The sequence below is a fragment of the Pseudomonas sp. GW821-FHT05H12 genome, assembly GCF_059419385.1.
The window spans coordinates 203,346-228,338 of the sequence record NZ_JBWKRS010000006.1; the positions used below are offsets into that span (position 1 = coordinate 203,346).

Sequence of the window (24,993 nt, forward strand, 5' to 3'; positions counted from 1 at the left end):
TACTGAAAAAGCCCCGCCTGCAGTGATGCAGGCGGGGCTTTTTTATTGCCGGTTACTAAGCGGGGCCGTGCCTTTGTAGTGAGCGGGCTCGCCCCGCGCCGCGGTCTATCAGGCGCCCCACATTTTCCTGACACACCGCCGCGCGGTGCAAGCCCGCTCACTACGGTCAGCGGTTGGTCAGTTGCGGGGTTGTGTCCTTGGGCGCTTTCCAGCTGAGCAACTGCTGCTTGAACCCATAACTGGCCCCCTGGTAATAGGTGATCGCGCGCTGGATCAACGGATCATCGCTGCCCACCCGCAGCTCCTGACTATCGCCCAGCGCTTGGTCATGGCGACGCAGCCCAAAACGCGGGCTGAGGATCGCCAGGTCCTTGCCGTCAAACAAACCCAGGTGCTGGTAATTACCCACCACCACGCGCGGTAGCAACGGGTTGTCCTGCAACAGGTTGCGGCCAAAGAAGGTCGACTCGTAGCTCAGGTTGATCAAGCCCAGCAATGTTGGCGCAAGGTCGATCTGGCTGGCCAGTTGTGCACTTTCCCGCGCTTCGATCAGCTTGGGCGCATAGATGAACAACGGGATCTGGTAGTTGGTGATGGGCAGGTCTTCCTTGCCCGCGCTGCCGGCGGTGTGGTCGGCGACGAAGATGAAGATCGTATTGTCGAACCACGGCTTCTGGCGCGCCGCCGTGAGGAACTCGCCGATGGCGTGGTCGGTGTATTTCACCGCGCCGTCACGGCCGTTGCCAGACTTGATATCGATGCGCCCGTCCGGGTAGGTGTAAGGGCGGTGGTTGGAGGTGGTCATCAGTTGCAGCAAGAACGGCTGCTGCTTGGCATAGTCGGCATCCGCCAGTTTCAGGGTTTGCCGGTATAGGTCTTCGTCGGCCATGCCCCAAGCGTTTTTGAACGAAATCTCCGATTCAGCCACGCTGCTCTGGTCCACGACCCGATAACCGTTGCCGCTGAAAAACGCGTTCATGTTATCGAAGTAACCGCGCCCGCCGTAGACGAACACGCTGTCGTAGCCGATGGCACTCAACTGCTGGCCGAGGCTGGCGAAGCCACTTTCACGGCCGATGCGCTTGACGATCGAGCGCCCGGGCGTGGGGGGAATGGCCAGGGTGATTGCCTCCAGGCCGCGATCGGTGCGGGTGCCGGTGGCGTAGAAGTTATTGAAGTACAGGCTCTGCTGGCGCAAGGCGTCCAGGTTGGGCGTGAGGTTGCGCCCGTCGCCATTGCTGCCCATGTACTTGGCGCTGAAGCTTTCGATGGTCACCAGCACGATGTTGGGTTTGCGCAGCGTGCCGGGGTTGGTGATGGCACGGCGGATGTCCAGCGGGTCCTTGCCGATGAAGCGGGCGTTGGGTTCGCTGAGTTCGGCGCGCAACTGCTTGGCGACCACGTCGGCGGGCAGGCTTTTATAGAACTGCGTGTAGTCCAGTTCGTTGTTCCGGAACGCTGCAAAAAACTGGTACGGGCCATTGCTCGCCAGTTCGTTCTTGTAGGCATTGCCGCCTTGGGCGCGGGGGCTGTCCTGGCTGATCAGTTGCAGGCTGAGCCCGGCAACCAGCAACAGGCCCAGTGCATTCAGCAGACGACCACGCAGCGGCGGCAGCGGGGCACTCATCGCCGCATTGAATGGCTTGCGCAGGACCAGGCTCAGCACAATGGCGAGCATCGCCAACAAGCTGAGCAGCTTGCCGATCGGGTAGGACTCCAGCAGGTTGTTCAAGACCTCGTTGGAATACACCAGGTAGTCGACGGCAATAAAGTTGAAGCGTACGCCGAACTCATCCCAGAACAGCCATTCGGCAACGGCGGTAAACAGCATGGCAAACAGGCTGACCGTCAGTACCGCCTGCAGGAACCAGCGATGGCCACGGCGGCGCCACAATGCGGGCGGGCACAGCAGCAAATACAGCCCTAACGGCAACGCCGCATAGGTCAAGAAGCCCAAGTCATAGAGCACGCCCACGCCAAACACCGGCAGCAAATTGCCACCGACTTCGTCCAGGTGAGTGACGAGCAACACACTGCGAGTGAGCAGGAAAACAACCAGCCAGGCGCCGGTGACGAGCAGCAAATAGCGCATAGGCGCCGTTCTGAGAAACCCCATGTCTACATTCCTTATATCAATGGGCGGCGATCTTCGCCCTGACACTGTAGTCAGTTTGTGAAGCTATAGTGAAAATCTCGTTCAACTAAAATATCGGTTGAAAACCTTAATCGACGGGCCTTCCAGGTCTATCCCTGAGCCGCACTTGGCCTTAAGCTGCGTGAGCCAACACGGCCGTTACCGCGTACGGAGACACTGCCCATGCGAATTTTATTGGTTGAAGACAACCGCGATATTCTGGCCAATCTGGCGGATTACCTGGGGCTAAAAGGCTATACCGTGGATTGCGCGCAGGACGGTTTGTCGGGCTTGCACCTGGCCGCCACCGAACATTACGACTTGATCGTGCTCGACATCATGCTGCCGGGTATCGATGGCTATACTTTGTGCAAACGCCTGCGCGAAGACGCACGCCGCGACACCCCGGTGATCATGCTCACCGCTCGCGACCAACTGGATGACCGGCTGCAGGGCTTTAAGTCCGGCGCCGACGACTACTTGCTCAAACCGTTCGCCCTGTCGGAACTGGCGGCCCGCATCGAAGCCGTTTTGCGCCGTGCCCAGGGCGGCGGGCGACGTGCCCTGCAAGTCGGCGACCTGAGCTATGACCTTGATACGTTGGAAGTCACCCGCGAAGGGCGCCTGCTCAAGCTCAACCCGGTCGGCCTGAAATTGCTGGCGGTGTTGATGCAAAAGAGCCCGCACGTGCTACGCCGCGAGATCCTCGAAGAAGCGCTGTGGGGCGATGACTGCCCGGACAGCGACAGCCTGCGCAGCCACGTTCACCAATTGCGCCAAGTGATCGATAAGCCGTTCGCCAAGCCGTTGCTGCAAACGGTGCACGGTGTGGGTTATCGCCTGGCCGAGGGTCGTGATGGAGTTTAAGCAGAGCCTTGCCCAGCGGATCATCATCGCCTTTGCGTTGATGAGCGCACTGGTAGCGGGGGCCTTCGCCATGGGCATTGTCGCCACCGTGCATTTGGTGGAAGAGAAGCTGATCTCGGCTGGCCTGGGCGGTGACTTGCAACGCCTGCTGCTGATGGACAGCGTCGAAGACTGGAGCCACCGGCCTGAGCCGGACCAGCTGTTTTATTTCAGCGGTGGGCGCGGTGATTTCGAGTTGCCCAAGGACCTGCGACACCTGGAGCCGGGTTTTCACGAAGTGTTCCGCGAGGCGCTGTCGTACCACGCCATGGTGGAAGTGGTCGACGGCCGGCGCTATGTGCTGTTGCAAGACCAAAGCGATTTTGAAGAGCGTGAGCGCGTGCTGTTCGCCGTGGTGCTGGTTGGCTTTGTGCTCAGCCTGGCACTGGCGGTGTTCCTCGGCTGGGTGCTGGCACGCAAGGTGATGGCTCCGGTGGTCCGCCTGGCCCGCCAGGTTCGCCATCGTGACCAGTTGCTGGGCCTGGCGCCGCCCTTGGCGCCTGACTACGCCGCTGACGAAGTGGGCGAGTTGGCCGTGGCCTTCGACGCCACCCTGGGCCGGTTGCGCCAGGCGCTGAACCGCGAGCAGTTGTTTACCAGCGATGTGAGCCACGAGTTGCGCACCCCCTTGATGGTACTGGCCAGTTCCTGCGAATTGCTCCTGGAGAACCCGGCCATCGACCAGCGCGGTCGCAACCAGGTCGAGCGAATTGCCCGGGCGTGTGAGGAAATGCGCGAACTGGTGCAGACCTTCCTGATGCTCGCCCGTGCCCAGCACGATAACGGCGCCATGTCGCCTCAGGTCAGCCTCTCCCAGGTGGCCGACGACCTGCTTGGCATCTGGCGTGAACCTATCGAACGCAAGGGCCTGGAGCTGATCTACCAGCCTGGCCAGCCGCTGGATACGCGCTATAACACGACGTTCCTGCATGCGGTCATGGGCAACCTGTTGCGCAATGCCTTGCACTACACCGAGCACGGGTTTATCCGCTTGACCCTGGAGCCCAGTGGTTTTGTGGTGGAAGACTCCGGCGTGGGCATCCCCGAAGACAAGCGCGAAGCGATGTTCGAGCCGTTTGTACGTGGCAGCGAGAAGCGCGGTGATGGCCTGGGCCTTGGGCTTTCACTGGTGCAGCGCATCTGCGAGAACCAGGGCTGGAGCGTCAGCCTCAGTACCATGGAGCCTAACGGCTGCCGCTTCCACGTCGAGTTGAGCCAGGTCAAACCCTGAGCCCCCTCCCTGCCGCTATCCTGCGGCAGATCCCCACCTTTTCGGCGAAGATGGCCCCATGCCACTGCTTGTATCTGTAAAGTCTTGAAATGTATGGGATTGGACAGGACAAGTTTTTCACAACGGGTTGACCTGTTGATCACAGTTCGCTGCTTAAGGTTGTAGGCATCAGCAACTGGAGATCCGTTGATGTCTACCCCGACCAAACTCGAATTTTCTGAAAAGTACGACGATCAGCACGCTCAGAAATATTTGCTCAAGCATCAGGACAATCTGGCTCGCCGGTTGTCCCACAAACGCGACGAGCAATTGGCGCGTGGTGCACTGGCGATGGCTGGTGAGCCCGGCCTGGTGCTGGACCTGCCTTGCGGGGCGGGGCGTTTCTGGCCGTTACTGGCCGAAAAACCCAACCGTGTGATTATCGGGGCCGACAATTCAGCGTCGATGTTAAAGGTTGCTACAGCCGCCCAGCCCGCCGATGTGGTGAAACGGGTACGGCCCTTGCAGACATCTGCCTTTGATATCGATCTGCCCGATAACTCGGTCGACAGCATTTTTTGCATGCGCTTGATGCACCACATTGGTGAGCCTGCGCATCGGTTGGCGATTTTGAAGGAATTTCAGCGGGTTACCCGTGACAGCGTGATTATTTCGCTGTGGGTGGATGGCAATTTCAAGGCATGGAAGCGCAAGCGCACCGAAGCGAAACGTCGCGAGAAAGGTGAGCAGGAAGGTTACCAAAACCGCTTTGTGCTACCGGCTGCTACTGTTGAGGCAGAGTTTGAGCAGGCCGGTTTCCGTGTTCAGGAATCCCTGGACTTCATACCGCTCTACGCCATGTGGCGAGTGTATGTCTTGCGTAAGAGGTAACAGGATGGCAGTTGAGTGCGCAGTAGGCAGTCATGTAGCTCCCGAAGAACGATTCGATTTTTTCTGGCGCCAGCAGGGCGAGTGGGTGGAAGAGCCTAACCGTCGGCGCGGCGGTGAAAGTGGTGTGCAACGGGTGATCAGCCCCAATGGCCGTTTGCTCTACAGCAAGCGCCAGACCGGGCATATCTACCGCAGCCTGTTGCACCCTTTTGGACGCCCGACGGTTTTGCGCGAACGTGACGCCCTCAAGGGCCTGCGTTTACTCGATGTGCGGGTCCCGGAGTTGGTGTTCTGCGAGGCGCGTCGCGACCCGGAGCATCAGTGGAAGGCCCTGTTGGTGACCGCATCCCTGGACGGTTTCGACGAGATCGAAAACTGGTACGCCGCCGGTGGGCGTGAGCAGTACGGCGAACAGGTTCACGAGCGTTTGCTCAAGGAACTGGCGGGCACCCTGGCGCGCATGCACAAGGGCCGTTGGCAGCATGGTTGCCTCTACATCAAGCACATTTTTGTGCGGGTAACGGGTGAGGGTGACTCGGCCAATGTGGAGGTGGCGCTGCTGGATTTTGAGAAGTGTCGCCAACGTTTGACCGCTTATCGGGCCGCCTCCCACGACATGCTGCAATTGCGCCGCCATTCGTCGTGGAACAGCACCGACTGGAAAAAACTCAGCTACTTTTACGAGACGGCGTTTGGCAGCGCTATCAAGGGTTTAACCAGATGAAGCTAGAAATAGCACGAGGTTTGTTTCTGGTCGGGGCATTGGGCATTGCAGCCCTCGCCCTGGCGGCGTGGGAGCAGCCTCGCACACAGGTTCTGCATGCGGTGCAAGGTGGCGGGCAATGCCTGTTGCCACGCGTCGCCAAGGCCAGTGTGGCGGTCAAACCCGATCATGAGCTGTTGCTGTTCATGTTCGGGATGTCTCAAGGCATGAGGCCGCAAAGTTGAAATTATTCAAACCCCCGGAGAAGGGCCTTGCGATGCGAGGCCCTTTTTTTTGCCTTGAATACCCTGGCGTCAGACCAGGTGCAGGTGGTTGTCCCAAAGCCCGGTCGGCAGCTCCAGTGGTTTGGCCACCAACGGTTTCTGGCGGCAGTCGTAGAAACGGCAGCGCCCCTGGCCTGAGGTGACAACAAACCCATCGGCCACCGCACCCACGCCGGCGCAATCGGGCAGCGGCCCATCCAGGCGCAGCTCACCGCTGTCCATGTCCCAGATAAAGAAGCGATTGCCACGCGGTGCCGTCAGCGCCACCAGCCGCAGCTCACTGTGTACCGCAACGCTGGCGGTGTAGTGCCCCATGGCCTGCAACTGCTCATCAGCCACCGGAAACGCCACGAACGGTTGCCCTGGACGCTTGATCGCCAGCAGCTCGGAACGCTCCTGGGACGGCCCCATGAATTGCTGCCCGGTGAGGATCGTGCCATCGCTGGCGATCCCCATATGCCGCACGCTGTTCATCTGCTGGCCGAGGGTTTCCTTGCTGATCAGCGTCCCGTCGCGGTGCATCAGCACCAGGCTCGGTTCCATGGCGTTGAGGTTCATCTCCACGCGGCTTTCGGCCTCGGTGCGAATGCCACCGTTGGCCACAATCAGGGTTTCGCCGTCGGGCATCCAGGACACCTGGTGCGGGCCTATGCCATGGGTGGAAATCTCACCTGTATGCACCAGCCGCTCGCCTTCGAATTTATACACGCCGAGCAGGCCACGGCCGGGGTCGGACGTGTCGTTTTCGGTGGCATACAGCCACTCGCCGCCCTTGTGAATGACCGCGTGGCCATAGAAGTGACGATTGGCCTTGGAGGTGATCGTTTGCAGCAGCGTGCCATCGCGCAGGTCAATCAGGTAACTCTCGGTGCCCGGGCGACGGGCGACAAACAGCGCAATTGGCAGCGTCGGATGGTTGATGATGTCGTGGCAGCGTTGGCCGACCTGGGTGGCAAACACGGGTTTACCGTCCAGGCGGTACCCTACGGCATAGTGCTTGCCGTCCGCATCATCCCGTGCCGACAGCAGCAGCGGGCCCTTGTCTTTGCTTTTAAACAGCGTCCAGCCACCCAAAGTAATCGCACTGAGCAGCACGCTGCCAACGGCCAAAGCCTGTCGCCTGAGCATCATCAGTCACCGTCGTTGGCGTTAAAGCCCAGTTGAATGCCTAGCGCCTTGGCCAGCTCGCCTTCGTGCAGGCGGTGGACGACGTTGAGGCTGTCATAGAGGTCGTTGAGTTGCTGGCGCCCGGCATCGTCGGCCAACAACTCATTGAGGGTGCGCTGGTTGCTGGCAAACAGTTTGAGGGAGGCGGCGTAGGCGGCGTCGATCTTGTCAGCCAATGGCTTCTGGTCCGACGGCAACAGGCCACGCAGGCCCTTGTTGTCGATGCCGACCCATACGGTCTGAGCGGCGGCCAGGCTGGCTTCGAGGCTTTGCAGGGACGACTCGCTGCGCCACGCATCGGCCTGGAACGGCTGCGGGATGCCCTTGGTCTGGCGGCCCATCGGCGTGCCGAGTTTCTTCTTGAGCGTGTCCAGTGCGGTTACCTGCACGCGCAACAGATCGGCGATGGCCTCGTGGGAATCGGCGTAGCGCTGGTTCGGAAACTTGGTCATCTGCGCGAGCATGCCGTCGGTGCTGTTCCAGCTGGCCAGGATCTCTTCGGCCAGGGCTTTCTGGCGCTCGCCAATGGCCACCAGCAGCGGGCAGTAACGGGCTTTCTGGGCTTCGTCAGCGACGTCGGTCTTGGCGTCGTAGAGGATGTATTCGTAGGCCGACAGGCCTTGTACCACAACGCTGGATTTGGCCAGCGCTGCGCCATCGATCTGTGGCTGGGCGGTGACCAGTTGTTCAACCTGGCGACCGACCAGGTTTTTCTTGTCCGGCCAGAACTGCACTTGCCACGAACGGTTGCCTTCGGCCAGCGGGCCGATCAGCAGCGGTTGCAACTCGGCCCAAGCCTTTTGTGCGTGCAGGAAATCGGCGCGGGCGGTCTCCAGGCTTTCCTTGCCCTGGCAGTAGGCGAGGGCGCTGACGGCCAGTTGGCGGTCGGCTTCGACCCAGCGGCTGTAGGTCGGCAGGATCACTTGCTTGGCGATGGCCGCCGAGGTCACGGCCTGCGGGTCTTGTGGCGAGCAGGCGCCCAGTGCGAGGGCGGCCAGGCTGGTGAACAACAACTTGGGACGGAACATGTAGAGCTCCCTTCTGTAATTGGGGCAACGCTTATAAAGAATTCAGGAACGCCAGCAACGCAGCGCGCTGCTCGGCATTAAAGGACAGCACATGCTGCTGCGCCGCGTGTGCTTCACCGCCGTGCCACAGCACGGCTTCGAGCATGTTGCGGGCGCGGCCGTCATGCAAAAACTGGGTATGGCCACTCACGGTTTGCGTCAGGCCAATGCCCCACAGCGGCGCGGTGCGCCAATCGCGGCCACCGGCCTTGAATTCGCTGCGGTTGTCGGCGAGGCCTTCGCCCATGTCGTGCAACAACAGGTCGCTGTAGGGGTGGATCACCTGGTTGGCCAGCTCAGGCTCGGCGGCAGTCGCGGCCGTGGTGAACGACGGTTTGTGACAACCCTGGCAGCCGGCCTGGTAAAACAGGTTCTTGCCGGCCAGTACCTGCGGCGTGTTGACGCCTCGGCGAGCGGGTACGGCCAGGTTGCGCGTGTAGAACAGCACCAAGCGCAGGATATTGTCGCTGACTTCCGGCTCGCCATCCGGGCCATTGCCATTGGGCGCCTGTTTGCAGGCGACTTGTGCATCGGTGCAATCATCAAAGGGTCTCAGTGACGTGGTGAGGCCCATATCACCAGAAAATGCGTGAACATTTTGTTGATTGAGGTTTGGCTGCCCGGCTTTCCAGCCAAATCGCCCGAGGACGGTGGTGTGCTGGGCGTCGTCCCATACCCGGTTGGCGCGGCCGATGAGGGCTTCCTTGTCGGCGGTTTTTGGGTCGGTGTTGCGCAGGATGTCGGCGTCGCTGATGGCTTCCAGCAGCCCCAGGCCGATCATGGGCGGCGCAATTCGCGCGGAAAAAAGTGTATCTGGATGCATCGGGCCGTAGCCGAGCTGGGAGATTTGCAGGTTGGGCTTGCGCAACTCGACAACGGTGCCGTCCTTGAACGTGACGTTGACCGGTGTGTAGTCCACCCGCACTTTGCCTTCCGGAGCCACGCCGGGCACGGCCATGTCCTGCAGTTGACCGCCGTAGACCGGCTCGGGCACCACGCCGATCTGTTCGATGACCTTGGCATAGGCCGGCGTGCCCGGGATCGACAGGCGCACCAGCATCGACACCGCGTTGGGTGCGTCGGGCAGCGGCGGATGGCCACGGCCGTCTTTGATATGGCAGTTCTGGCAGGCATTGGTGTTGAACAGCGGGCCCAGACCATCCCGTGCGGTGGTGGTGGACGGCGCGATCACCCACGGGCTGCGAAAGAAGCTGTTGCCGACGCTGAAGTCCAGACGGCGGGTAGGGGGCAGGTTGGCCGAGGGTAGGGAGAACGCGTTCTGGTCGCGCTTGTTCACCGTCGTGGCGCCACCGCTGCGCGATTCACCCGGCTCGGCCTTGGTGAAGCGAGGGGCGTCATCGCAGGCCGTGAGGCTCAAGGCCATCAATGCTGCGGACAGGCGAAAAAGCGAACGGAACATCGAGTTTCCTGAACGGCGGCTGAAAATAAGGTCGCAAAGTCTAACAGGGCGGGGCGGATTGAATAAGAGCAATTATCGTTTGGTCCAATCCGATTCAATCCCGCTAGAATGGCCGCACATTTTTCTCTGGAGGTGGCCAATGCAGGCTCTCGACGCTTTGCTCAACCGTGTTTCCGTGCCGCGTTTGCTGGAGCCGGCGCCGACCCAGGAGCAGCGCGACGTGCTGTTCGCCGCCGCCATGCGCGCGCCTGACCACGGCCAACTGCGCCCATGGCGTTTCCTCACTGTGGAAGGCGCCGCCCGCGAGCAAATGGGCACGCTGCTGGCCGAGGCCGCCCGCCTGCAAGACGCCGACGCGCCGCAAGCGGTGATCGACAAGGCCCAGAACGGCCCGCTGCGTGCGCCGTTGGTGGTGGTGGTGATTGCACGGTTGCAGGAGCACTTCAAGGTGCCCAAGTCCGAGCAACTGTTGGCCGCCGCCTGTGCAGCCCACGGGATCCTGCTGGCGGCCTACGCCCAGGGGATCGGTGCGGTGTGGCGCACCGGTGAATTGTCCTACTCAGCCCACGTCGCCAAAGGCCTCGGGCTGACGGCGGATGAGGAAGTGATTGGCTTCCTGTACCTGGGCACGCCGCAGAACCCGCCGCGCACGGCGGGCAAAGAAGACGTAGCAGCGTTCGTCCAGGCCTGGCCCGGGCGTTAATCTGTAGGAGCCGGCTTGCCGGCGATAGCGGTGTGTCAGCCAATAGAGTCATTGCTGACCCACCGCCATCGCGGGCAAGCCCGGCTCCCACAGGGTTTAGCGTGGGGTTTGAATAAGCGGTCAGACCTTGAACTGGTCCATCAGCGTCATCTGCTGCGTCGCCAGGGCATTGAGCTGGCTGCTGATGGCCGCCGACTCAGTGGCCTGGCCGGTCAGGGTTTCGGTCACGGTGCGGATCGCCGAGACGTTGCGGTTGACCTCTTCGGCCACGGCGCTCTGTTGTTCGGCGGCGCTGGCGATCTGCAGGTTCATGTCGCTGATCACCGTCACCGCATCGCTGATCTTGCCCAAGGCCTGCACGGCTTGATGGATCTGCCCGGCGTTGCTTTGCGCTTGGCTCTGGCTGGAATGCATGGTTGCCACCACCCCTCGGGTGCCAGTCTGGATGCGTTCGATCACCAGGCGGATTTCCTCAACGGAGTCCTGCGTGCGCTTGGCCAGGTTGCGCACTTCGTCAGCCACCACCGCAAAACCCCGGCCGCTTTCCCCGGCGCGGGCCGCTTCGATGGCAGCGTTGAGTGCCAATAGGTTGGTCTGTTCGGCGATGCTGCGGATCACTTCCAGCACTGAACCGATCTGCTCGCTGTTCACCGCCAGGGCTTCGACTTCGCTCACCGCCTTACTGACTTCTTCGGCCAGGGTGGTGATGTCACGTGTGCTCTGCTCAATGATCGACATGCCTTCACGCGCCGACTGGTCAGCTCCGCGTGCCGCACTCGCGGCATTGGATGCGCTGTTGGCCACATCGTGGGCGGTGGCACTCATCTCGTTGGACGCGGTGGCCACTTGGTCGATTTCGCGGAACTGCACTTGCATGCCTTCGCTGGTCTGGCGTGCGATGGCCGAGGACTGGTCGGCGGTGCCACGGGCTTCGGTGATGCTTTGCTTGATCTGCGCGATGGTCGGTTGCAGCTTGTCGAGGAAACGGTTGAACCAGTTGGCCAGCTCGCCCAATTCATCCTTCTTGGCGTAGGCCAGGCGCTGGGTGAGGTCGCCTTCGCCGCTGGCGATGTTCTTGAGCATGGCCGCCACGTTGTTAATGGGGCGGGTGACGCCGGTTGCGGTCAGCCAGATCAGCAGCAAGCCGAGCAAGGCGGCCGCAGCGCCGACCAGCAATGCCTTGAAGGTGGAGGCGGCCTGGGCTTTGTTGAGCACGCCTTGCAGCTTCACGGTATCGGCCAGCATCACGTCTTTGGGCAGCTTGATTACGATGCCCCAGGCTTTGGCGTCGGCAATCGGCTTGACCGGGTACACGGCGCGGATGGTGTCGTCCTGTTCACGGATCATCTGTGTGTTACTGGCCAGCAACTGCACAATCTCTTTGCCTTCGGCGCCGATGGTGTCGATCAGGTTCTTGCCGACTTTGTCCGGTTGGCCGCTGTAGGCCGCGATCAAGCCGGTACCGGCCAGGATTTCCAGGTGCGCCGCACCATCGAACAGTTCTTTTTGCGCAGCGTCCGTCACGGCCTGCAGGGTGTTGAGGGCGATATCGATCCCCACCACGCCAATCACTTTACCGTCTACCAGCAAGGGCAGGGCGATGGTGGTCATCAGCATCGATTTGCCGGCCACTTCGTCGGCGTAAGGGTCCAGCAGGCACACATTGCGGGTGTCCCGTGGGCAGGTGTACCAGATGTTGTAGGGCGTACCGCTGAGGTTGGGGGTGGTCTTGGTCAGGTCATCCTCAACCATGATGGTGTTCAAGCCGTCGCCGCCGGCGCGGCTCCAGTAGCTGGAGAAGCGGCCTTTTTCATTGGAGACGCGTGCCTTGTCGTCGATGAACTCGCTGTCCTTGCCATCCAGGCCGTTGGGTTCGAAGGACAGCCAGATGCCGAGCACCTTGCTGTTGCGCTCGAACGTGGTCTTGAGGCTTTGGTTGAGTTCTTCACGCAGGGCGCCGGCTTCAAGCCCGCGCTTGGCGGCGGTGGTGCGCAAGCCTTTGATCTGGTCGGCCAGCGCGGTGATGACGATCAGGTTTTCACCGAAGGTTTTCTGCAACTGCACCGCTTGTTCCGCGGCCTTGGCTTGCAACAGGTTTTGCACGCTGTGGGTGAGCATCCGCGAGCTTGAATCACTGACCACTCGGTTGTTCTGATCGGCCTCGTACAGGTTGACCCCCACCACCAGCGCGATGACGCCCAAGAGGCACAGGCCGGACAGCAGCACGATTTTCAAGCGGATTGAGAGGGTGTCGAACATAGGTTCACTCGCGTATGGACTTGTTGGAATGCAAGCAGGGCGAGCCAAGTCCATTCGGCGCTATATCCGGAACATCGGCGTTACGGGATGTTTCATGAGGGGAAGGCGATGAGCGGTAGGCAAAAGGCTACACGCAGCGTTATACGGGGGCTGCAAGCCGTTCCGGGCGGGACCAGATCCACAGGTTGCCCAGGCTCATCCCGGCAATGGCCAGGTACACCGGCCAGCCGTGTTCGAGCATGACCAGCATCAGCACGGCGCAGACCAACATGCTGATGGTGGCGCTGATTTTGGCGCGGCGCGCGATGATCTTGCCGTTGCGCCAGTTGAACAGGATCGGCCCGAACAACCGGTGGTTTTCCAGCCAGGCACTCAGGCGCGGCGAACTTTTGGTAGCGGCCCAGGCGGCGAGCAGGATGAATTCGGTGGTGGGCAAACCAGGGATGACAATCGCCACCAACCCGATGCCCAGGCTGACGTAGGCCAGCAGGCCGAAGAGGATCTGCGCGATTTTCGAGGTGGATTGGGTTTTGCCGGTCATGGGGAGTGATTTGCAGAGAGAGGGATTACACCCATTGTAGGAGCCGGCTTGCCGGCGATGAGGCCTTTGAAATCAGCGCAAGGCTGATGGCCTTATCGCCGGCAAGCCGGCTCCTACAGGGAGTGTTGAATCAGGCGAGTTCAGGGGCGCTAGCGTACGCCTGTTCCAGTAGCACGGTGAAGCGCACGAACGCGTCGATTGCACCTTTTTCCACCGCTGCTTCTTCTTCGGCGCTGAATTCCAGGCCGTCGAGGGTGCGGGTGAAGCTTTTCCAGCCTTCGGCACGACCACCGGCCGGCTCACCAAGGTGGCGGGCGCCGAAGGTTTCGCTCAGGCCCAGGCCCACGGCACGTTTGATCAGGAACGCAGCGCCCAGCTTGGAACCTTCGGACACAAACAGCCAGCCCAGGGCTTCGGCCTTGCTCGGGTTTTTCACCGCGCCGGCAACAGGGGGCGGTACGTCGGTGTCCAGGTCGCCCAGGTCCAGTTTGGCGGCTTCGGCGCGGCAGCGCTCGGCCAGGTCCGGCACAATCTTGATCAACTCGGCGTCGTTGTACAGCGCAACCAGTTCCGATTGGAACAGGTACTGTGCCACCACGAAACGGGCAAAGTTGGCCCGGGTTTCAAACGGCGCGTGAGCCTTGACCAGGGCGTCGAGCTTGGTGTGTGGCTCGTTGGTGATCTGGTTCAGGCGCTGGGAGCGCAGGCTTGGGCGTTCTGCGGTAGGGGAAGCGGTCATGGGGAAAGTCCTTGAGAAGGGTAGCGCCTTGTGGCTCTAAAGAGAGCTGTTATCAACTAGACGAACAAGAAGACGCAGCACAGTAAAAAATCCTCACCCCGCCGATGAAATTCCAGCGGGGTGAGGCGGGCGTTATCAGATGTCCCAGATCAGGTTGATCGCAAAGTTTCGGCCCGGCTGGGTCAAACGGTCGAGATTGGCGGGCGCGGTCACGCCGGCTTCGCCGACACCGTCGTAGCTGCGCACGTCATCCCAGTTCCAGTACTTCTTGTCGGTCAGGTTGTAGACGCCACCGTTGATGGTCACGTCGTCGGTGACTTTGTAGAAGGCGGTCAGGTCCAGCACGCCAAAGCCCGGGGTCTTGAAGGGGGCGCTGGTGCTGCCGTCGGGTGCGTGGAAGGTGGTGCTGTCCACACGGTTCTGCTTTTTCACCAGGGTCCAGCTCAGCAGGCCGCCGTAGTTGTCCTGGTCGTAACCCAGGCCGAACACGCCTTTGAGCGGGTTGACGCTGTTTAGCGGCTCGCCGTTGTCGTCGTTGCGGCCATAGGTGTAACCGACGGAACCCTGGGTGTAGAGGCCTTGCGGTGCACCGAACGCATCAAGGTTCAGGCGGCCCTTGGCTTCGATGCCCTTGATGGTGGCGTGCTTGATGTTGTTGGCTTCGAACTGCTGCACGGTGCCGCCGGCAACTGAGGCGTCTTCGTCAATGAAGTCGCGGTATTTGTTGTAGAACACGGCGATGTCGAACGAGCCCTCGTCGAAGTTGCCGCGAATCCCGGTTTCAATGCCTTTGCTGGTTTCCGGCTTGAGGTTCGGGTTGGGCTCGACGGTGTAGCCCTGGTTCAGGTTTTCGAAACGGCCATACAGTGCTTTCGCCGAGGGCGTGCGAAAACCTTCGGCGTATTGGCCGAACCAGGTGTAATGGTCGGTCAGCGCGTAGGTCAGGCCGAATTTGGGTGTGACACGGTGCCAGGTTTTGTCGGCGTCGCTGTGGTCATAGATCCGCGTCGGGTCAACGGTGTTGAGGAACTCTTCGGTCAGCTTGGGCTTGAGCTGGGTGTAGTCGTAACGCACGGCCGGCAGGAAGGTCCATTTGTCCCAGGTGATCTGGTCCTGGGCGAACAGCGAATAGGTGTTGATGGTCGGGTCCGGGAAGTCGCTGGCCTTTTTCACGCTGTCGCTGGCCTGTGGGCTCGGCGCGCCAATGGCCGTGCAACCGCCGCCGACGGCCAGGCAGGTCGCGCCGCCTTCGCGGGAGCCGGTGACTTTTTGTTGTTTCAGGGTGGTGCCGTAGGTCACCTGATGATCGGTTTCGCCGATGCTGAAGGCCTTGTCCAACTGCGCGTCGAATACCCACTGTTTTTCTTCATACAGGGTTTCGCGGGTGCGCAACACGCGGCGTGAGGGTTGGTAGATCTCGGCAGTGGTCTGGTCGGTCTTGGCGATCTGGTAGTTGAGGCTGGTCTTGATGTGATCGGCAATCGGCGAGTCGAGGGCGAAGCGGTTTTCAATGGCGAAACGTTCACGGGTGATGGTGTCGTTACCCGAACGTGCACGGTAGAAGTTGAAGCCACGGCCGCCGGTGAACGGGCCGCCCACAGCGTTTTTCAGGTTCACGTCGCGGTCGTCCTTGAACTTCTCGTAGGTGAGGCCCAGGCGGTTGTCATCGCCGTAGTTCCAGCCCAGTTTGGCCAGCACGTTGGTGGTGCGCGCATCTTCCGGGTTGGCGCCGGTGCGGGCGAGGCCGGTGGCGTTGTTGCCATCGTAGGATTCCATCTCGTGGCCATTGCGCTGGCTCAGGTGCAGCAAACCGTCGAAGTCCTGCACGCGTCCGGCGACGGTGCCGGAGGTCAGCCAGCTGTCGTCGGCCGAGCTGTAGCCGGTTTTCAAGCGGGCGCCGTAGTCCTGGCCGGGCTTGATGATGTCATCCGAGTCGAGGGTGAAATAGCTGACGGCGCCGCCGATGGCGCTGCTGCCGTACAGGGCCGAGGCCGGGCCACGCAGGATTTCCACACGCTTGACGATTTCCGGGTCGACGTAGTTGCGACGGGTCTTGGCGTAGGGGCCGTTGAAGAAGTTGTCCGGTACTTCGACGCCGTCGACCTGGGTGAGGATGCGGTCACCGTCGATGCCGCGAATGTTGTAGCCCGCATTGCTGGCGCGGGTGCCGGCACCGCCGACGGATACGTTGGGCTCGTAGCGCACCAGTTCACGAATGGTGTTCACGTTGTCGCGGTCCAGGTCCTGGCGATCATGCACGGTGACGGTGCTGGGCACGCTGCTCACGTCCTGCTCGGTGCGGGTGGCGCTGATGGTCACCTGTTGCAGGTTGAGAGTGCTGCCGGCGGCACGTTTTTCCAACACGATGTTGTTGTTGCCCAGTTTGCGGTAGCTCAGGTTGGTCCCCACCAACAAGCGATCCAGGGCTTTTTCTGGTGTCAGCGGGCCGCGCACGCCAGGTGACGACACACCCTGGCCCAGTTCAGCAGGCAGGCCGACTTGCCAGCCGGTCACCGCGGTGAACGCGTTCAATGCCGAGACCAGCGGTTGTTGTTCGATGCTGAAGGTGTAGTTGCCGTGGCTACGCGCGGCCGGTTCAGTGGCCGTGGCGGCCATGACTGGCGTTGCGGCCAGCAGGATGGCGGCGGTCAGCAAGGACAGAACGGGCGAAGAAGACCGGCGATTGAAACAAGAGGACATCGAGAGCGCTCCGGGGGTACGAATCTTATAGTTGCGAACCGAACCAAATAGGAATCAGTTGCATTGGCTAAGACGAGACGTACCACCGACAGCTATCGAGTAAAAATAATTCTCATTTAGTTCAGGATGACCAGCGCGGGGTATTCCGAGAGCTTGGCCGAGGTGATGTGGGCCAGGGAACGCACCACGTCCAGCGGCTGGTCGAGGCGGTAATTGCCGGTGACCGCGACACTGGCGAGCTTGTCGTTGTTATTCACGATCCAGCCCGGGTAGTAGCGGCGCAGCTCGGCGAGTACTTCGCTCATCGGGCAGTTTTCGAAAATCAGCCGGCCCTGCACCCAGGCCAGGTCTTTGTTGAGATCAAGCTTGGCCGGTTGGCCGAAACCTGTGGGGCCGATACGGATGCTTTCACCGGCGCTCAGGCGTACGCGTGCATCGTTGACGGTATTGCTCAGGTCGACATCGCCGCGCTGTACCTGCACCTGGGCTTCGCCATTGAGGTAACGCACGGCGAAGGAGGTGTCGCGCACGCTCGCCCGCACCGGGCCTGCATCGATTTCCAGCGGCAGTCCATGGGTGGGCAGAACCTCGAAAAACGCCTCGCCCTGGTACAGGCGCGCGATGCGCTGGTGATCCTTGATGCTGCTGGAAAACGCCGAGTTGGTGTTGAGCAATACTTTGGAGCCGTCGTCCAGCTGCAGGCGCTGGCGTTCGCCCACCACGGTGAGGTGGTCGGCTTGCAGGCGCACGGGCAAGTTGCTGAAGCTGAACAGGCCGATCAGCAGCACGGCGGCGGTGGCCAAGGGTTTCCAGTGCGGTTTGAGCCGCCGCCAGGCCGACGGCTTGCGCGGTGCTGCCAGCGCCACGGCGGCGCTGTACACCGGCGCGCCACCCCAGGCAGCCTGGGCTTTGGCGAAGGCGTGGACGTGGGCAGGGTCTTTGGCCAGCCAAGCCTCGAACTCGGCCTGTTGCCCGGGTTGCGGGCACTGCAAGGCGATCAGCCAGTCGAGGGCTTGGTCCATAGCCACGTCTTGCAGCACCTCATGAGCCAGCTCATGGGGGCGCAGTTTATTCGGGTCCGTCACGGTGTTCCTCGGGTCTTCGCCACGTCTTATTCATCTTTCCTACAGCCTGGATCGACCTATCTGCCGGGTGAAGCTTAAGGCTGATCCAGCCGTTCGGCCACACCTACACAGATGGCCATGATCAATTTCAGTTCCTTTTGCACCGTGCTCAAGGACACGTCGAGCTGATCGGCGATCTCCTGATAGCTGCAACCGTGCAGGCGGCTGAGGATGAAGATCTGTTGCTGGCGGGCGCTCAACTGGCCGAGGCTGACGCTCAGGTGCTCAAGCAATTGCTCGGCCTGAGTGGCGTCTTCCGGGGTGCTGATGGGGGCGGCGACGCTTTGCAGGATGTCCAGCGGTACATCTTCCTGCAAGGTGCGAGCCTGGATCCTGCGCGAACGCAGGTGATCCAGCGCCAGGTTGCGCGCGGTTTGATAGACGAAAGGTTCGAGGTGATCGATGGGCCGCTCGCTCAAGGCCCGGGTGACGCGCAGGTAGGTTTCCTGCAACAGGTCCTCTGCGGTGCTGTGGTTATTCACCATCCGCTGCAAGGTGCGAAGCAGAATCACCCGTTGGGTGAGAAAGACGTGGTTGAAGCGAGATTGGCTCACAGTGATACCAGACCGATTTGCAGTGAATGATAATGCTTATCATCAACTCAAATGGCAAGTGGCACGTTGGCCGGCGTTGCAAAACCTTGTAGGAGCCGGCTTGCTGGCGATGCAGGCAACTCGGTTTCCTGGAAAACCGTGTCGATGCGATCGCCGGCAAGCCGGCTCCTACAAAGGGTGGGGATTACTCGGCGTTGCACAACGCCAGGCAGTTATCCAGCATACGGTTGGAGAAACCCCACTCGTTGTCGTACCAGGCCAGCACTTTCAGCAATTTGCCACTGACCTTGGTGTGATTGGCATCGAAAATCGACGACAGCGGGTTGTGGTTGAAATCGCTGGAAACCAGCGGCAGGGTGTTGTAGCCAAGGATCTTCGAATGTTGGCTGGCTTCCTTGAGCAGCGCGTTGACCTCTTCGGCCGTGGCGTCTTTTTTCAGGGTGACGGTGAGGTCCACCAGCGACACATTGATCACCGGTACACGCACGGCCATGCCGGTCAGCTTGCCGGCCAGTTCCGGCAGCACCAGGCCCACGGCTTCGGCGGCGCCGGTCTTGCTCGGGATCATGTTCTGGGTGGCCGAGCGCGCACGGTACGGGTCGGTGTGATAGACGTCGGTCAGGTTCTGATCGTTGGTGTAGGCGTGAATGGTGGTCATCAGGCCGCTTTCGATGCCCAGTTCACGATGCAGCACCTGCGCCACAGGCGCCAGGCAGTTGGTGGTGCACGACGCGTTGGAGATGATCTGGTGGGATTGACGCAAAATGTCATGGTTAACCCCATAAACCACGGTCGCATCAGCGCCCTTGGCGGGTGCAGAGATGATCACCTTGCGCGCACCAGCGGTAATATGGGCGGCGGCCTTGTCGCGGTCGGTGAACAGGCCGGTGCATTCGAACACCACGTCGATCTTGTGCGCGGCCCACGGCAGTTCGGCCGGGTTGCGAATGGCGCTGACGGCGATCCGGTCACCATTGACGGTCAGGCTTTCCTGATCGTGGGCGACCTCTGCTTCGAAAGTGCCATGCACGGTGTCGTACTTGAGCAGGTGGGCATTGATTGCGCTGTCGCCCAAATCATTGATGGCGACGATCTGCAAATCCTGACGGTAGCCTTGGGTATACAGTGCGCGCAGGACATTACGGCCGATACGGCCAAAACCATTGATTGCGATACGAAGAGTCATTGGAAAGTGCCTGTCGTCGATTTGTTGTAAGAATTACAAGATTATTCGCATAAAAATAGAAAACAAGCCTTTTTAGTGGCAATATTTTGTTCAATCTACAACGAGTGACCTGAATCAACTGGTCCGATTGGTCAAGTAACACCCTGCCAACCTCTTCGCGGCGGGCGTTTGACCAGCATAGACACTCAGGTCGCCACATCCGTTAGCCTGGAGTTCTACACATGCATCCCCGCGTCCTTGAGGTCACCGAACGGCTTATCGCCCGCAGCCGCGCCACCCGCGAGGCCTACCTTGCGCTCATTCGCGGCGCAGCCAGCGACGGTCCGATGCGCGGCAAGCTGCAGTGCGCCAACTTCGCCCATGGCGTGGCCGGTTGCGGCACTGAAGATAAAAATAGTCTGCGCATGATGAATGCCGCCAACGTGGCAATTGTTTCGTCATATAACGACATGCTCTCGGCGCACCAGCCGTACGAACATTTCCCTGAACAGATCAAGAAAGCCCTGCGCGAAGTCGGCTCGGTCGGCCAGTTCGCCGGTGGCACTCCCGCCATGTGCGACGGCGTGACCCAGGGCGAGCCCGGCATGGAGCTGAGCCTGCTCAGCCGTGAAGTGATTGCCATGTCCACGGCGGTAGCGCTGTCCCACAACATGTTCGACGCGGCGCTGATGCTGGGCATTTGCGACAAGATCGTACCGGGCCTGATGATGGGCGCACTGCGCTACGGTCACCTGCCGATGGTCTTCGTGCCGGGCGGCCCGATGCCGTCGGGTATCTCCAACAAGCAAAAGGCCGACGTGCGCCAGCGCTACGCCGAAGGCAAGGCCTCCCGCGAAGAGTTGCTGGAATCGGAGATGAAGTCCTACCACAGCCCGGGCACCTGCACCTTCTACGGCACCGCCAACACCAACCAGTTGCTGATGGAAGTCATGGGCCTGCACTTGCCGGGCGCCTCGTTCGTCAACCCGTACACGCCGCTGCGTGACGCGCTGACCCGCGAAGCCGCGCACCAGGTCACGCGCCTGACCAAGGCCAATGGCAACTTCACGCCGATTGGCGAGATCGTCGACGAAAAATCCATCGTCAACTCCATCGTCGCCCTCAATGCCACCGGTGGTTCCACCAACCACACCCTGCACATGCCGGCCATCGCCATGTCGGCGGGCATCATCCTCACCTGGCAGGACATGGCCGACCTCTCCGAGGTGGTACCGACCCTGTCCCACGTGTATCCGAACGGCAAGGCCGACATCAACCACTTCCAGGCGGCGGGCGGCATGTCGTTCCTGATCCGCGAGCTGCTCGAAGCCGGCTTGCTGCACGAAGACGTCAACACCGTGGCCGGCAAGGGCTTGAGCCGCTACACCCAGGAGCCGTTCCTGGTGGACGGCGAACTGATCTGGCGCGACGGCCCTATCGAGAGCCTCGACGAAACCATCCTGCGCCCCGTGGCCCGGGCATTCTCGCCGGAAGGCGGCCTGCGTGTGATGGAAGGCAACCTCGGCCGTGGCGTAATGAAAGTCTCGGCCGTGGCCCTTGAGCACCAGGTCGTCGAAGCACCGGCGGTGGTGTTCCAGGACCAGCAAGACCTGGCCGATGCGTTCAAGGCCGGCCAGCTGGAAAAGGATTTCGTCGCGGTGATGCGCTTCCAGGGCCCGCGCTCCAACGGCATGCCCGAATTGCACAAGATGACCCCGTTCCTCGGTGTGTTGCAGGACCGTGGCTTCAAAGTGGCCCTCGTAACAGACGGGCGTATGTCCGGCGCCTCGGGTAAGATCCCCGCCGCGATTCACGTCAACCCCGAAGCCCAGAGCGGCGGGCCGCTGGCGCGAGTGCAAGATGGCGATATCATTCGCGTCGATGGCGTCACCGGCACCTTGGAGCTTAAGGTGGACGCCGAAGAATTTGCAGCGCGCACGCCTGCCACGGGCCTGTTGGGCAATAACGTGGGGGCCGGTCGCGAGCTGTTTGCATTTATGCGCTTGGCCGCAAGCTCCGCAGAGCAAGGCGCCAGCGCCTTTACCGCTGCTTTGGAGACGCTTAAGTGAAGCTTGCGCTGGTCGGTGATATCGGGGGCACCAACGCCCGTTTTGCGTTGTGGCGGGACCAGGAACTGCATTCGATCCGCGTGCATGCCACGGCGGATCACCAAAGCCCTGAGGAGGCCATCAAGGTCTACCTCAAGGAAGAGGGCCTGGAAATCGGGGACATCGGCGCGGTGTGCCTGTCAGTCGCCGGGCCGGTGAGCGGGGATGAATTTAAATTCACCAACAACCACTGGCGCCTGAGCAAGACTGCGTTTTGCAAAACCCTGCAGGTGGATGAACTGCTGCTGGTCAACGACTTCTCGGCCATGGCCTTGGGCATGACCCGCCTTAAGCCGGACGAATTCCGCGTGGTCTGCGAAGGCACGCCGGAACCATTGCGCCCAGCGGTGGTGATCGGCCCGGGCACCGGCCTGGGCGTCGGCACGCTGCTGGATTTGGGCGGCGGCCGTTGGGCTGCGTTGCCGGGGGAAGGCGGCCATGTCGACCTGCCCTTGAGCAGCCCGCGTGAAACCCAGCTGTGGCAACACATCTACACTGATATCGGTCACGTCAGCGCCGAGACCGCCTTGAGCGGTGGCGGTTTGCCGCGTGTGTACCGCGCGATTTGCGCGGTCGACGGCCATACGCCGGTGCTCGATACGCCCGAAGCCATTACCGCAGCGGGCCTGGCGGGCGACCCGGTGGCCATGGAAGTGTTGAACCAGTTCAGTATCTGGCTGGGCCGGGTGGCTGGTAACAATGTGCTGACCACGGGTGGACGCGGCGGTGTGTATATCGTGGGCGGGGTGATTCCCAGGTTTGCCGACTTCTTTATCAACAGCGGCTTTGCCAAGAGCTTCGGTGACAAGGGCTGCATGAGTGACTACTTCAAAGGCATTCCGGTGTGGTTGGTGACGGCGCCTTACTCCGGGTTGACTGGGGCGGGCGTGGCGTTGGAGCAGGCATTTGCGTAGACAGTGATGGCGCCATCGCAGGCAAGCCAGCTCCCACAGTTGGAATGCATTTCCCTGTAGGAGCCGGCTTGCCGGCGATGAAGCCCCGAAGAACACCCCATAACAACAAGGAGGACCCCGTGAGCGTAATCAGTAAATCGATTCTCCTCGTCGACGACGACCAGGAAATCCGCGAATTGCTGCAAACCTACCTCAGCCGCGCCGGTTTCCAGGTGCGTGGGGTGCCGGACGGTGCGGGGTTCCGTCAGGCGATGAACGAGGCGCCCTGCGACCTGGTCATCCTCGATGTGATGTTGCCGGACGAAGACGGTTTCAGCCTCTGCCGCTGGATCCGCCAGCACCCGCGCCAGGCGCAGGTGCCGATCATCATGCTCACCGCCAGCTCCGACGAAACCGACCGCGTGATCGGCCTGGAGCTGGGCGCCGACGACTACATCGGCAAACCCTTCAGCCCCCGCGAATTGCAGGCTCGCATCAAGGCGTTGCTGCGCCGTGCCCAGTTTGGCCAGGAGCGCAGTGGCGCGGGCGATGTATTGGTCTTTGACGAGTGGCGCCTGGACATGATCAGCCACCGGCTGTTCCACGTGGATGGCGAAGAGGTGATTCTCTCGGGTGCCGACTTTGCCCTGCTCAAATTGTTTCTCGACCACCCCCAACAAATTCTCGACCGCGACACCATCGGCAACGCCACCCGGGGCCGGGACCTGATGCCGCTGGACCGGATCGTCGACATGGCCGTCAGCCGCTTGCGCCAGCGCCTGCGCGATACCGAAAAACCTCCGCGACTGATCCGCACCGTGCGTGGCAGCGGTTATCAACTGGCAGCCAGCGTGGTTGCCGGCAATGCCCACTGAGCATTTGACCGAGCGCCGCCGTCGCTTCCCGGTGCCGCGTTCGCTGCTGGGGCGGATGCTCTTGCTGACGTTGCTGGCGGTGTTGTTTGCCCAGGCGCTGTCGAGCGTGATCTGGGTCTCGCAATTGCGCGCCACCCAGCTCGAAGGCCTGGTCACCAGCGCCCGTAGCCTGGCGCATTCGATGACGGCCAGCGTGAGTTACTTCCGTTCGTTGCCGGTGGCCTATCGCCCGTTGGTCCTGGACCAATTGCGCAGCATGGGCGGCACCCGTTTTGTGGTGACCCTTAACGACCGTCCCCTGGACATGGCCATCCTGCCCCAGACCCCGCGCAAGCAAGCGGTGCTGGAGGCGGTGGATGAAGTGCTGCGCCAGACCCTGGGCGCCGACGTGCATATCTCGGTGGAATTCGTCAGCGCCGAAGACCTGCGCATCTTCAACGCCGGCTTGAAGCTTGATGAGCTGCCGCGCTCTTGGGCGCACTATGCGCTGACCCTCGAACCGGTGAACCCGCCGGTGCTGGTCACCCAGATCCAACTCGCACCCGGCGAATGGCTGTACATCGCCTCGCTGCTGCCCGAGCCCTACACCAGCCTTGAGGAGCAAGGCCTGCCGTCCCAGCAAGTGTGGTTCATCGTGCTCACCAGCGGTTTCCTGCTGCTGTTCATCGGCCTGCTGGTGCACTGGCAGAGCCGGCCACTCAAGCGACTGGCGCGGGCCGCGCGGGACATGTCCCTGGGCGCCGATGTAGAACCGGTGGCCGAAGGCGGCGGCAGTGAAGTGGTGGAAGTGGGGCGGGCCTTCAACGCCATGCGTGAACGCATCAGCCGTTACCTCACCGAGCGCAGTCAGTTGTTCAGCGCCATTTCCCACGACCTGCGCACCCCGATCACGCGGCTGCGCTTGCGTGTGGAACTGCTGGAAGACGAGAACCTGCAAACCAAGTTCGGGCGCGACCTGGACGAACTGGAGTTGTTGGTCAAAGGTGCGCTGCAATGCGTGAAAGACACCGACATCCACGAAAACATCGAGCCCGTAGACCTCAACCACGTCCTCGATTGCCTGGTGGAACCCTACCTCGCCCCCAACGGCAACGGCCGGATCACCCAGGACGGCCGTGCGCTGGCGCCGTACCCGGGCAAGCCGCTGGCGCTCAAGCGCTGCATTGGCAACCTGATCGACAACGCCTTGAAGTACGGGCAGAACGCGCACCTGCACATCGAGGACGATGGCGCGGAATTTATCCTGCACGTCGACGACGAAGGCCCGGGCGTGCCGGAGCAGCGCCTGGAGCAAGTCTTCGAACCGCACTTCCGCCTCGCCGGCCAGCAGCAGGGCTACGGGCTGGGCCTTGGGATTGCGCGCAACATTGCGCACAGCCATGGCGGGGAAGTGAGTTTGCAGAATTTGCGCGAGGGTGGATTGCGGGTCACCTTGCAGCTCCCTCGCACTCTCGACTGACTACACCGCATCCCTTGTAGGAGCCCGGGGGGGGGGGGGGGGGGGGGGGGGGGGGGGGGGGGGGGGGGGGGGGGGGGGGGGGGGGGGGGGG

The 24,993-nt window shown here is 61.6% G+C and carries 21 protein-coding genes and 1 pseudogene; 10 read left to right on the plus strand and 12 right to left on the minus strand.

What is annotated here, in order from left to right; all coding sequences use genetic code 11:
* Positions 1–166: 166 nt before the first annotated feature.
* The gene (locus AC07SU_RS07860; protein ID WP_494996673.1) at positions 167–2,116 is read right to left on the minus strand and encodes an LTA synthase family protein; all 1,950 of its coding nucleotides are present in this window, start codon (positions 2,114–2,116) and stop codon (positions 167–169) included.
* A 201-nt stretch (positions 2,117–2,317) separates the two neighbouring features.
* Between AC07SU_RS07860 and colR the strand changes: the two genes are divergently transcribed.
* The 5 genes from colR to AC07SU_RS07885 all read left to right on the plus strand — a co-directional run bounded on the left by colR (position 2,318) and on the right by AC07SU_RS07885 (position 6,089).
* Positions 2,318–3,001 (plus strand): two-component system response regulator ColR, encoded by a 684-nt coding sequence (colR, locus tag AC07SU_RS07865; RefSeq protein ID WP_003175870.1) that lies wholly within the window; start codon positions 2,318–2,320, stop codon positions 2,999–3,001.
* A complete protein-coding gene (locus AC07SU_RS07870; protein ID WP_494996674.1) occupies positions 2,991–4,271 on the plus strand; it encodes a sensor histidine kinase in 1,281 nt (426 codons plus the stop codon). The genes colR and AC07SU_RS07870 overlap by 11 nt, the downstream gene beginning before the upstream one ends.
* A gap of 189 nt (positions 4,272–4,460) precedes the next feature.
* Positions 4,461–5,141 carry a class I SAM-dependent methyltransferase gene (locus AC07SU_RS07875; RefSeq protein WP_176994364.1) on the plus strand — a complete coding sequence of 227 codons (681 nt, stop codon included), beginning with the start codon at positions 4,461–4,463 and terminating at the stop codon, positions 5,139–5,141.
* 4 nt (positions 5,142–5,145) lie between these two features.
* On the plus strand, positions 5,146–5,865 hold the full coding sequence (locus tag AC07SU_RS07880; protein WP_494996675.1) for a lipopolysaccharide kinase InaA family protein: 720 nt from the start codon (positions 5,146–5,148) through the stop codon (positions 5,863–5,865).
* Entirely contained in the window at positions 5,862–6,089 is a 228-nt protein-coding gene (locus AC07SU_RS07885; RefSeq protein WP_494996676.1) for a hypothetical protein, read from the plus strand. Before AC07SU_RS07880 ends, AC07SU_RS07885 begins: the two co-directional genes overlap by 4 nt.
* Before the next feature lie 69 nt (positions 6,090–6,158).
* Here AC07SU_RS07885 and AC07SU_RS07890 read toward each other — a convergent pair whose 3' ends face one another.
* From AC07SU_RS07890 to AC07SU_RS07900, 3 genes are read right to left on the minus strand one after another with little or no spacing between them, the layout of a single operon-like run.
* Positions 6,159–7,256 (minus strand): DUF1513 domain-containing protein, encoded by a 1,098-nt coding sequence (locus AC07SU_RS07890; protein WP_494996686.1) that lies wholly within the window; start codon positions 7,254–7,256, stop codon positions 6,159–6,161.
* Positions 7,257–7,258: 2 nt separating this feature from the next.
* Positions 7,259–8,323: an imelysin family protein gene (locus tag AC07SU_RS07895; protein ID WP_494996677.1), complete on the minus strand. Its 1,065-nt coding sequence runs from the start codon at positions 8,321–8,323 to the stop codon at positions 7,259–7,261.
* Between the two features lie 31 nt (positions 8,324–8,354).
* A complete protein-coding gene (locus AC07SU_RS07900; protein ID WP_494996678.1) occupies positions 8,355–9,782 on the minus strand; it encodes a di-heme oxidoreductase family protein in 1,428 nt (475 codons plus the stop codon).
* A gap of 139 nt (positions 9,783–9,921) precedes the next feature.
* On the opposite strand from AC07SU_RS07900, the gene AC07SU_RS07905 reads away from it, so the two are divergent.
* Complete coding sequence (locus tag AC07SU_RS07905) at positions 9,922–10,485, plus strand: NAD(P)H nitroreductase (protein ID WP_176994359.1); 564 nt, start codon at positions 9,922–9,924, stop codon at positions 10,483–10,485.
* Between the two features lie 120 nt (positions 10,486–10,605).
* Here the strand turns inward: AC07SU_RS07905 and AC07SU_RS07910 are convergent, their stop codons facing one another.
* The 8 genes and pseudogenes from AC07SU_RS07910 to gap form a co-directional block, all read right to left on the minus strand.
* Positions 10,606–11,361: a methyl-accepting chemotaxis protein gene (locus tag AC07SU_RS07910; protein WP_494996687.1), complete on the minus strand. Its 756-nt coding sequence runs from the start codon at positions 11,359–11,361 to the stop codon at positions 10,606–10,608.
* A 102-nt stretch (positions 11,362–11,463) separates the two neighbouring features.
* A pseudogene (locus AC07SU_RS07915) lies at positions 11,464–12,798 on the minus strand (methyl-accepting chemotaxis protein); the annotation flags it as partial.
* An 85-nt stretch (positions 12,799–12,883) separates the two neighbouring features.
* Complete coding sequence (locus AC07SU_RS07920; protein WP_176994357.1) at positions 12,884–13,285, minus strand: YbaN family protein; 402 nt, start codon at positions 13,283–13,285, stop codon at positions 12,884–12,886.
* 130 nt (positions 13,286–13,415) lie between these two features.
* A complete protein-coding gene (locus AC07SU_RS07925; protein WP_494996679.1) occupies positions 13,416–14,024 on the minus strand; it encodes a biliverdin-producing heme oxygenase in 609 nt (202 codons plus the stop codon).
* A gap of 135 nt (positions 14,025–14,159) precedes the next feature.
* The gene (locus AC07SU_RS07930) at positions 14,160–16,724 is read right to left on the minus strand and encodes a TonB-dependent receptor (RefSeq protein WP_494996680.1); all 2,565 of its coding nucleotides are present in this window, start codon (positions 16,722–16,724) and stop codon (positions 14,160–14,162) included.
* Between the two features lie 116 nt (positions 16,725–16,840).
* A complete protein-coding gene (locus AC07SU_RS07935; protein ID WP_494996681.1) occupies positions 16,841–17,809 on the minus strand; it encodes a FecR family protein in 969 nt (322 codons plus the stop codon).
* A 74-nt stretch (positions 17,810–17,883) separates the two neighbouring features.
* On the minus strand, positions 17,884–18,402 hold the full coding sequence (locus AC07SU_RS07940; protein ID WP_176994353.1) for an RNA polymerase sigma factor: 519 nt from the start codon (positions 18,400–18,402) through the stop codon (positions 17,884–17,886).
* A gap of 184 nt (positions 18,403–18,586) precedes the next feature.
* A complete protein-coding gene (gene gap, locus AC07SU_RS07945) occupies positions 18,587–19,588 on the minus strand; it encodes a type I glyceraldehyde-3-phosphate dehydrogenase (RefSeq protein ID WP_176994352.1) in 1,002 nt (333 codons plus the stop codon).
* A 221-nt stretch (positions 19,589–19,809) separates the two neighbouring features.
* Here gap and edd point away from each other — a divergent pair, with 221 nt between their 5' ends.
* The 4 genes from edd to AC07SU_RS07965 all read left to right on the plus strand — a co-directional run bounded on the left by edd (position 19,810) and on the right by AC07SU_RS07965 (position 24,902).
* Positions 19,810–21,636 carry a phosphogluconate dehydratase gene (edd, locus tag AC07SU_RS07950; RefSeq protein ID WP_494996682.1) on the plus strand — a complete coding sequence of 609 codons (1,827 nt, stop codon included), beginning with the start codon at positions 19,810–19,812 and terminating at the stop codon, positions 21,634–21,636.
* Positions 21,633–22,589 (plus strand): glucokinase, encoded by a 957-nt coding sequence (locus tag AC07SU_RS07955; RefSeq protein ID WP_494996683.1) that lies wholly within the window; start codon positions 21,633–21,635, stop codon positions 22,587–22,589. The genes edd and AC07SU_RS07955 overlap by 4 nt, the downstream gene beginning before the upstream one ends.
* 77 nt (positions 22,590–22,666) lie before the next feature.
* Entirely contained in the window at positions 22,667–23,443 is a 777-nt protein-coding gene (locus tag AC07SU_RS07960; protein WP_494996684.1) for a response regulator, read from the plus strand.
* A 31-nt stretch (positions 23,444–23,474) separates the two neighbouring features.
* Positions 23,475–24,902 carry an ATP-binding protein gene (locus tag AC07SU_RS07965; protein ID WP_176994414.1) on the plus strand — a complete coding sequence of 476 codons (1,428 nt, stop codon included), beginning with the start codon at positions 23,475–23,477 and terminating at the stop codon, positions 24,900–24,902.
* Positions 24,903–24,993: the final 91 nt, after the last annotated feature.

What these genes read in the sequence shown, in the direction of transcription:
- AC07SU_RS07860 (WP_494996673.1), bottom strand. Translation starts at nt 2,116, where the DNA reads ATGGGGTTTCTCAGAACGGCGCCTATGCGCTATTTGCTGCTCGTCACC.
- colR (WP_003175870.1), top strand. Translation starts at nt 2,318, where the DNA reads ATGCGAATTTTATTGGTTGAAGACAACCGCGATATTCTGGCCAATCTG.
- AC07SU_RS07870 (WP_494996674.1), top strand. Translation starts at nt 2,991, where the DNA reads ATGGAGTTTAAGCAGAGCCTTGCCCAGCGGATCATCATCGCCTTTGCG.
- AC07SU_RS07875 (WP_176994364.1), top strand. Translation starts at nt 4,461, where the DNA reads ATGTCTACCCCGACCAAACTCGAATTTTCTGAAAAGTACGACGATCAG.
- AC07SU_RS07880 (WP_494996675.1), top strand. Translation starts at nt 5,146, where the DNA reads ATGGCAGTTGAGTGCGCAGTAGGCAGTCATGTAGCTCCCGAAGAACGA.
- AC07SU_RS07885 (WP_494996676.1), top strand. Translation starts at nt 5,862, where the DNA reads ATGAAGCTAGAAATAGCACGAGGTTTGTTTCTGGTCGGGGCATTGGGC.
- AC07SU_RS07890 (WP_494996686.1), bottom strand. Translation starts at nt 7,256, where the DNA reads ATGCTCAGGCGACAGGCTTTGGCCGTTGGCAGCGTGCTGCTCAGTGCG.
- AC07SU_RS07895 (WP_494996677.1), bottom strand. Translation starts at nt 8,323, where the DNA reads ATGTTCCGTCCCAAGTTGTTGTTCACCAGCCTGGCCGCCCTCGCACTG.
- AC07SU_RS07900 (WP_494996678.1), bottom strand. Translation starts at nt 9,782, where the DNA reads ATGTTCCGTTCGCTTTTTCGCCTGTCCGCAGCATTGATGGCCTTGAGC.
- AC07SU_RS07905 (WP_176994359.1), top strand. Translation starts at nt 9,922, where the DNA reads ATGCAGGCTCTCGACGCTTTGCTCAACCGTGTTTCCGTGCCGCGTTTG.
- AC07SU_RS07910 (WP_494996687.1), bottom strand. Translation starts at nt 11,361, where the DNA reads ATGCAAGTGCAGTTCCGCGAAATCGACCAAGTGGCCACCGCGTCCAAC.
- AC07SU_RS07920 (WP_176994357.1), bottom strand. Translation starts at nt 13,285, where the DNA reads ATGACCGGCAAAACCCAATCCACCTCGAAAATCGCGCAGATCCTCTTC.
- AC07SU_RS07925 (WP_494996679.1), bottom strand. Translation starts at nt 14,024, where the DNA reads ATGACCGCTTCCCCTACCGCAGAACGCCCAAGCCTGCGCTCCCAGCGC.
- AC07SU_RS07930 (WP_494996680.1), bottom strand. Translation starts at nt 16,724, where the DNA reads ATGTCCTCTTGTTTCAATCGCCGGTCTTCTTCGCCCGTTCTGTCCTTG.
- gap (WP_176994352.1), bottom strand. Translation starts at nt 19,588, where the DNA reads ATGACTCTTCGTATCGCAATCAATGGTTTTGGCCGTATCGGCCGTAAT.
- edd (WP_494996682.1), top strand. Translation starts at nt 19,810, where the DNA reads ATGCATCCCCGCGTCCTTGAGGTCACCGAACGGCTTATCGCCCGCAGC.
- AC07SU_RS07960 (WP_494996684.1), top strand. Translation starts at nt 22,667, where the DNA reads ATGAAGCCCCGAAGAACACCCCATAACAACAAGGAGGACCCCGTGAGC.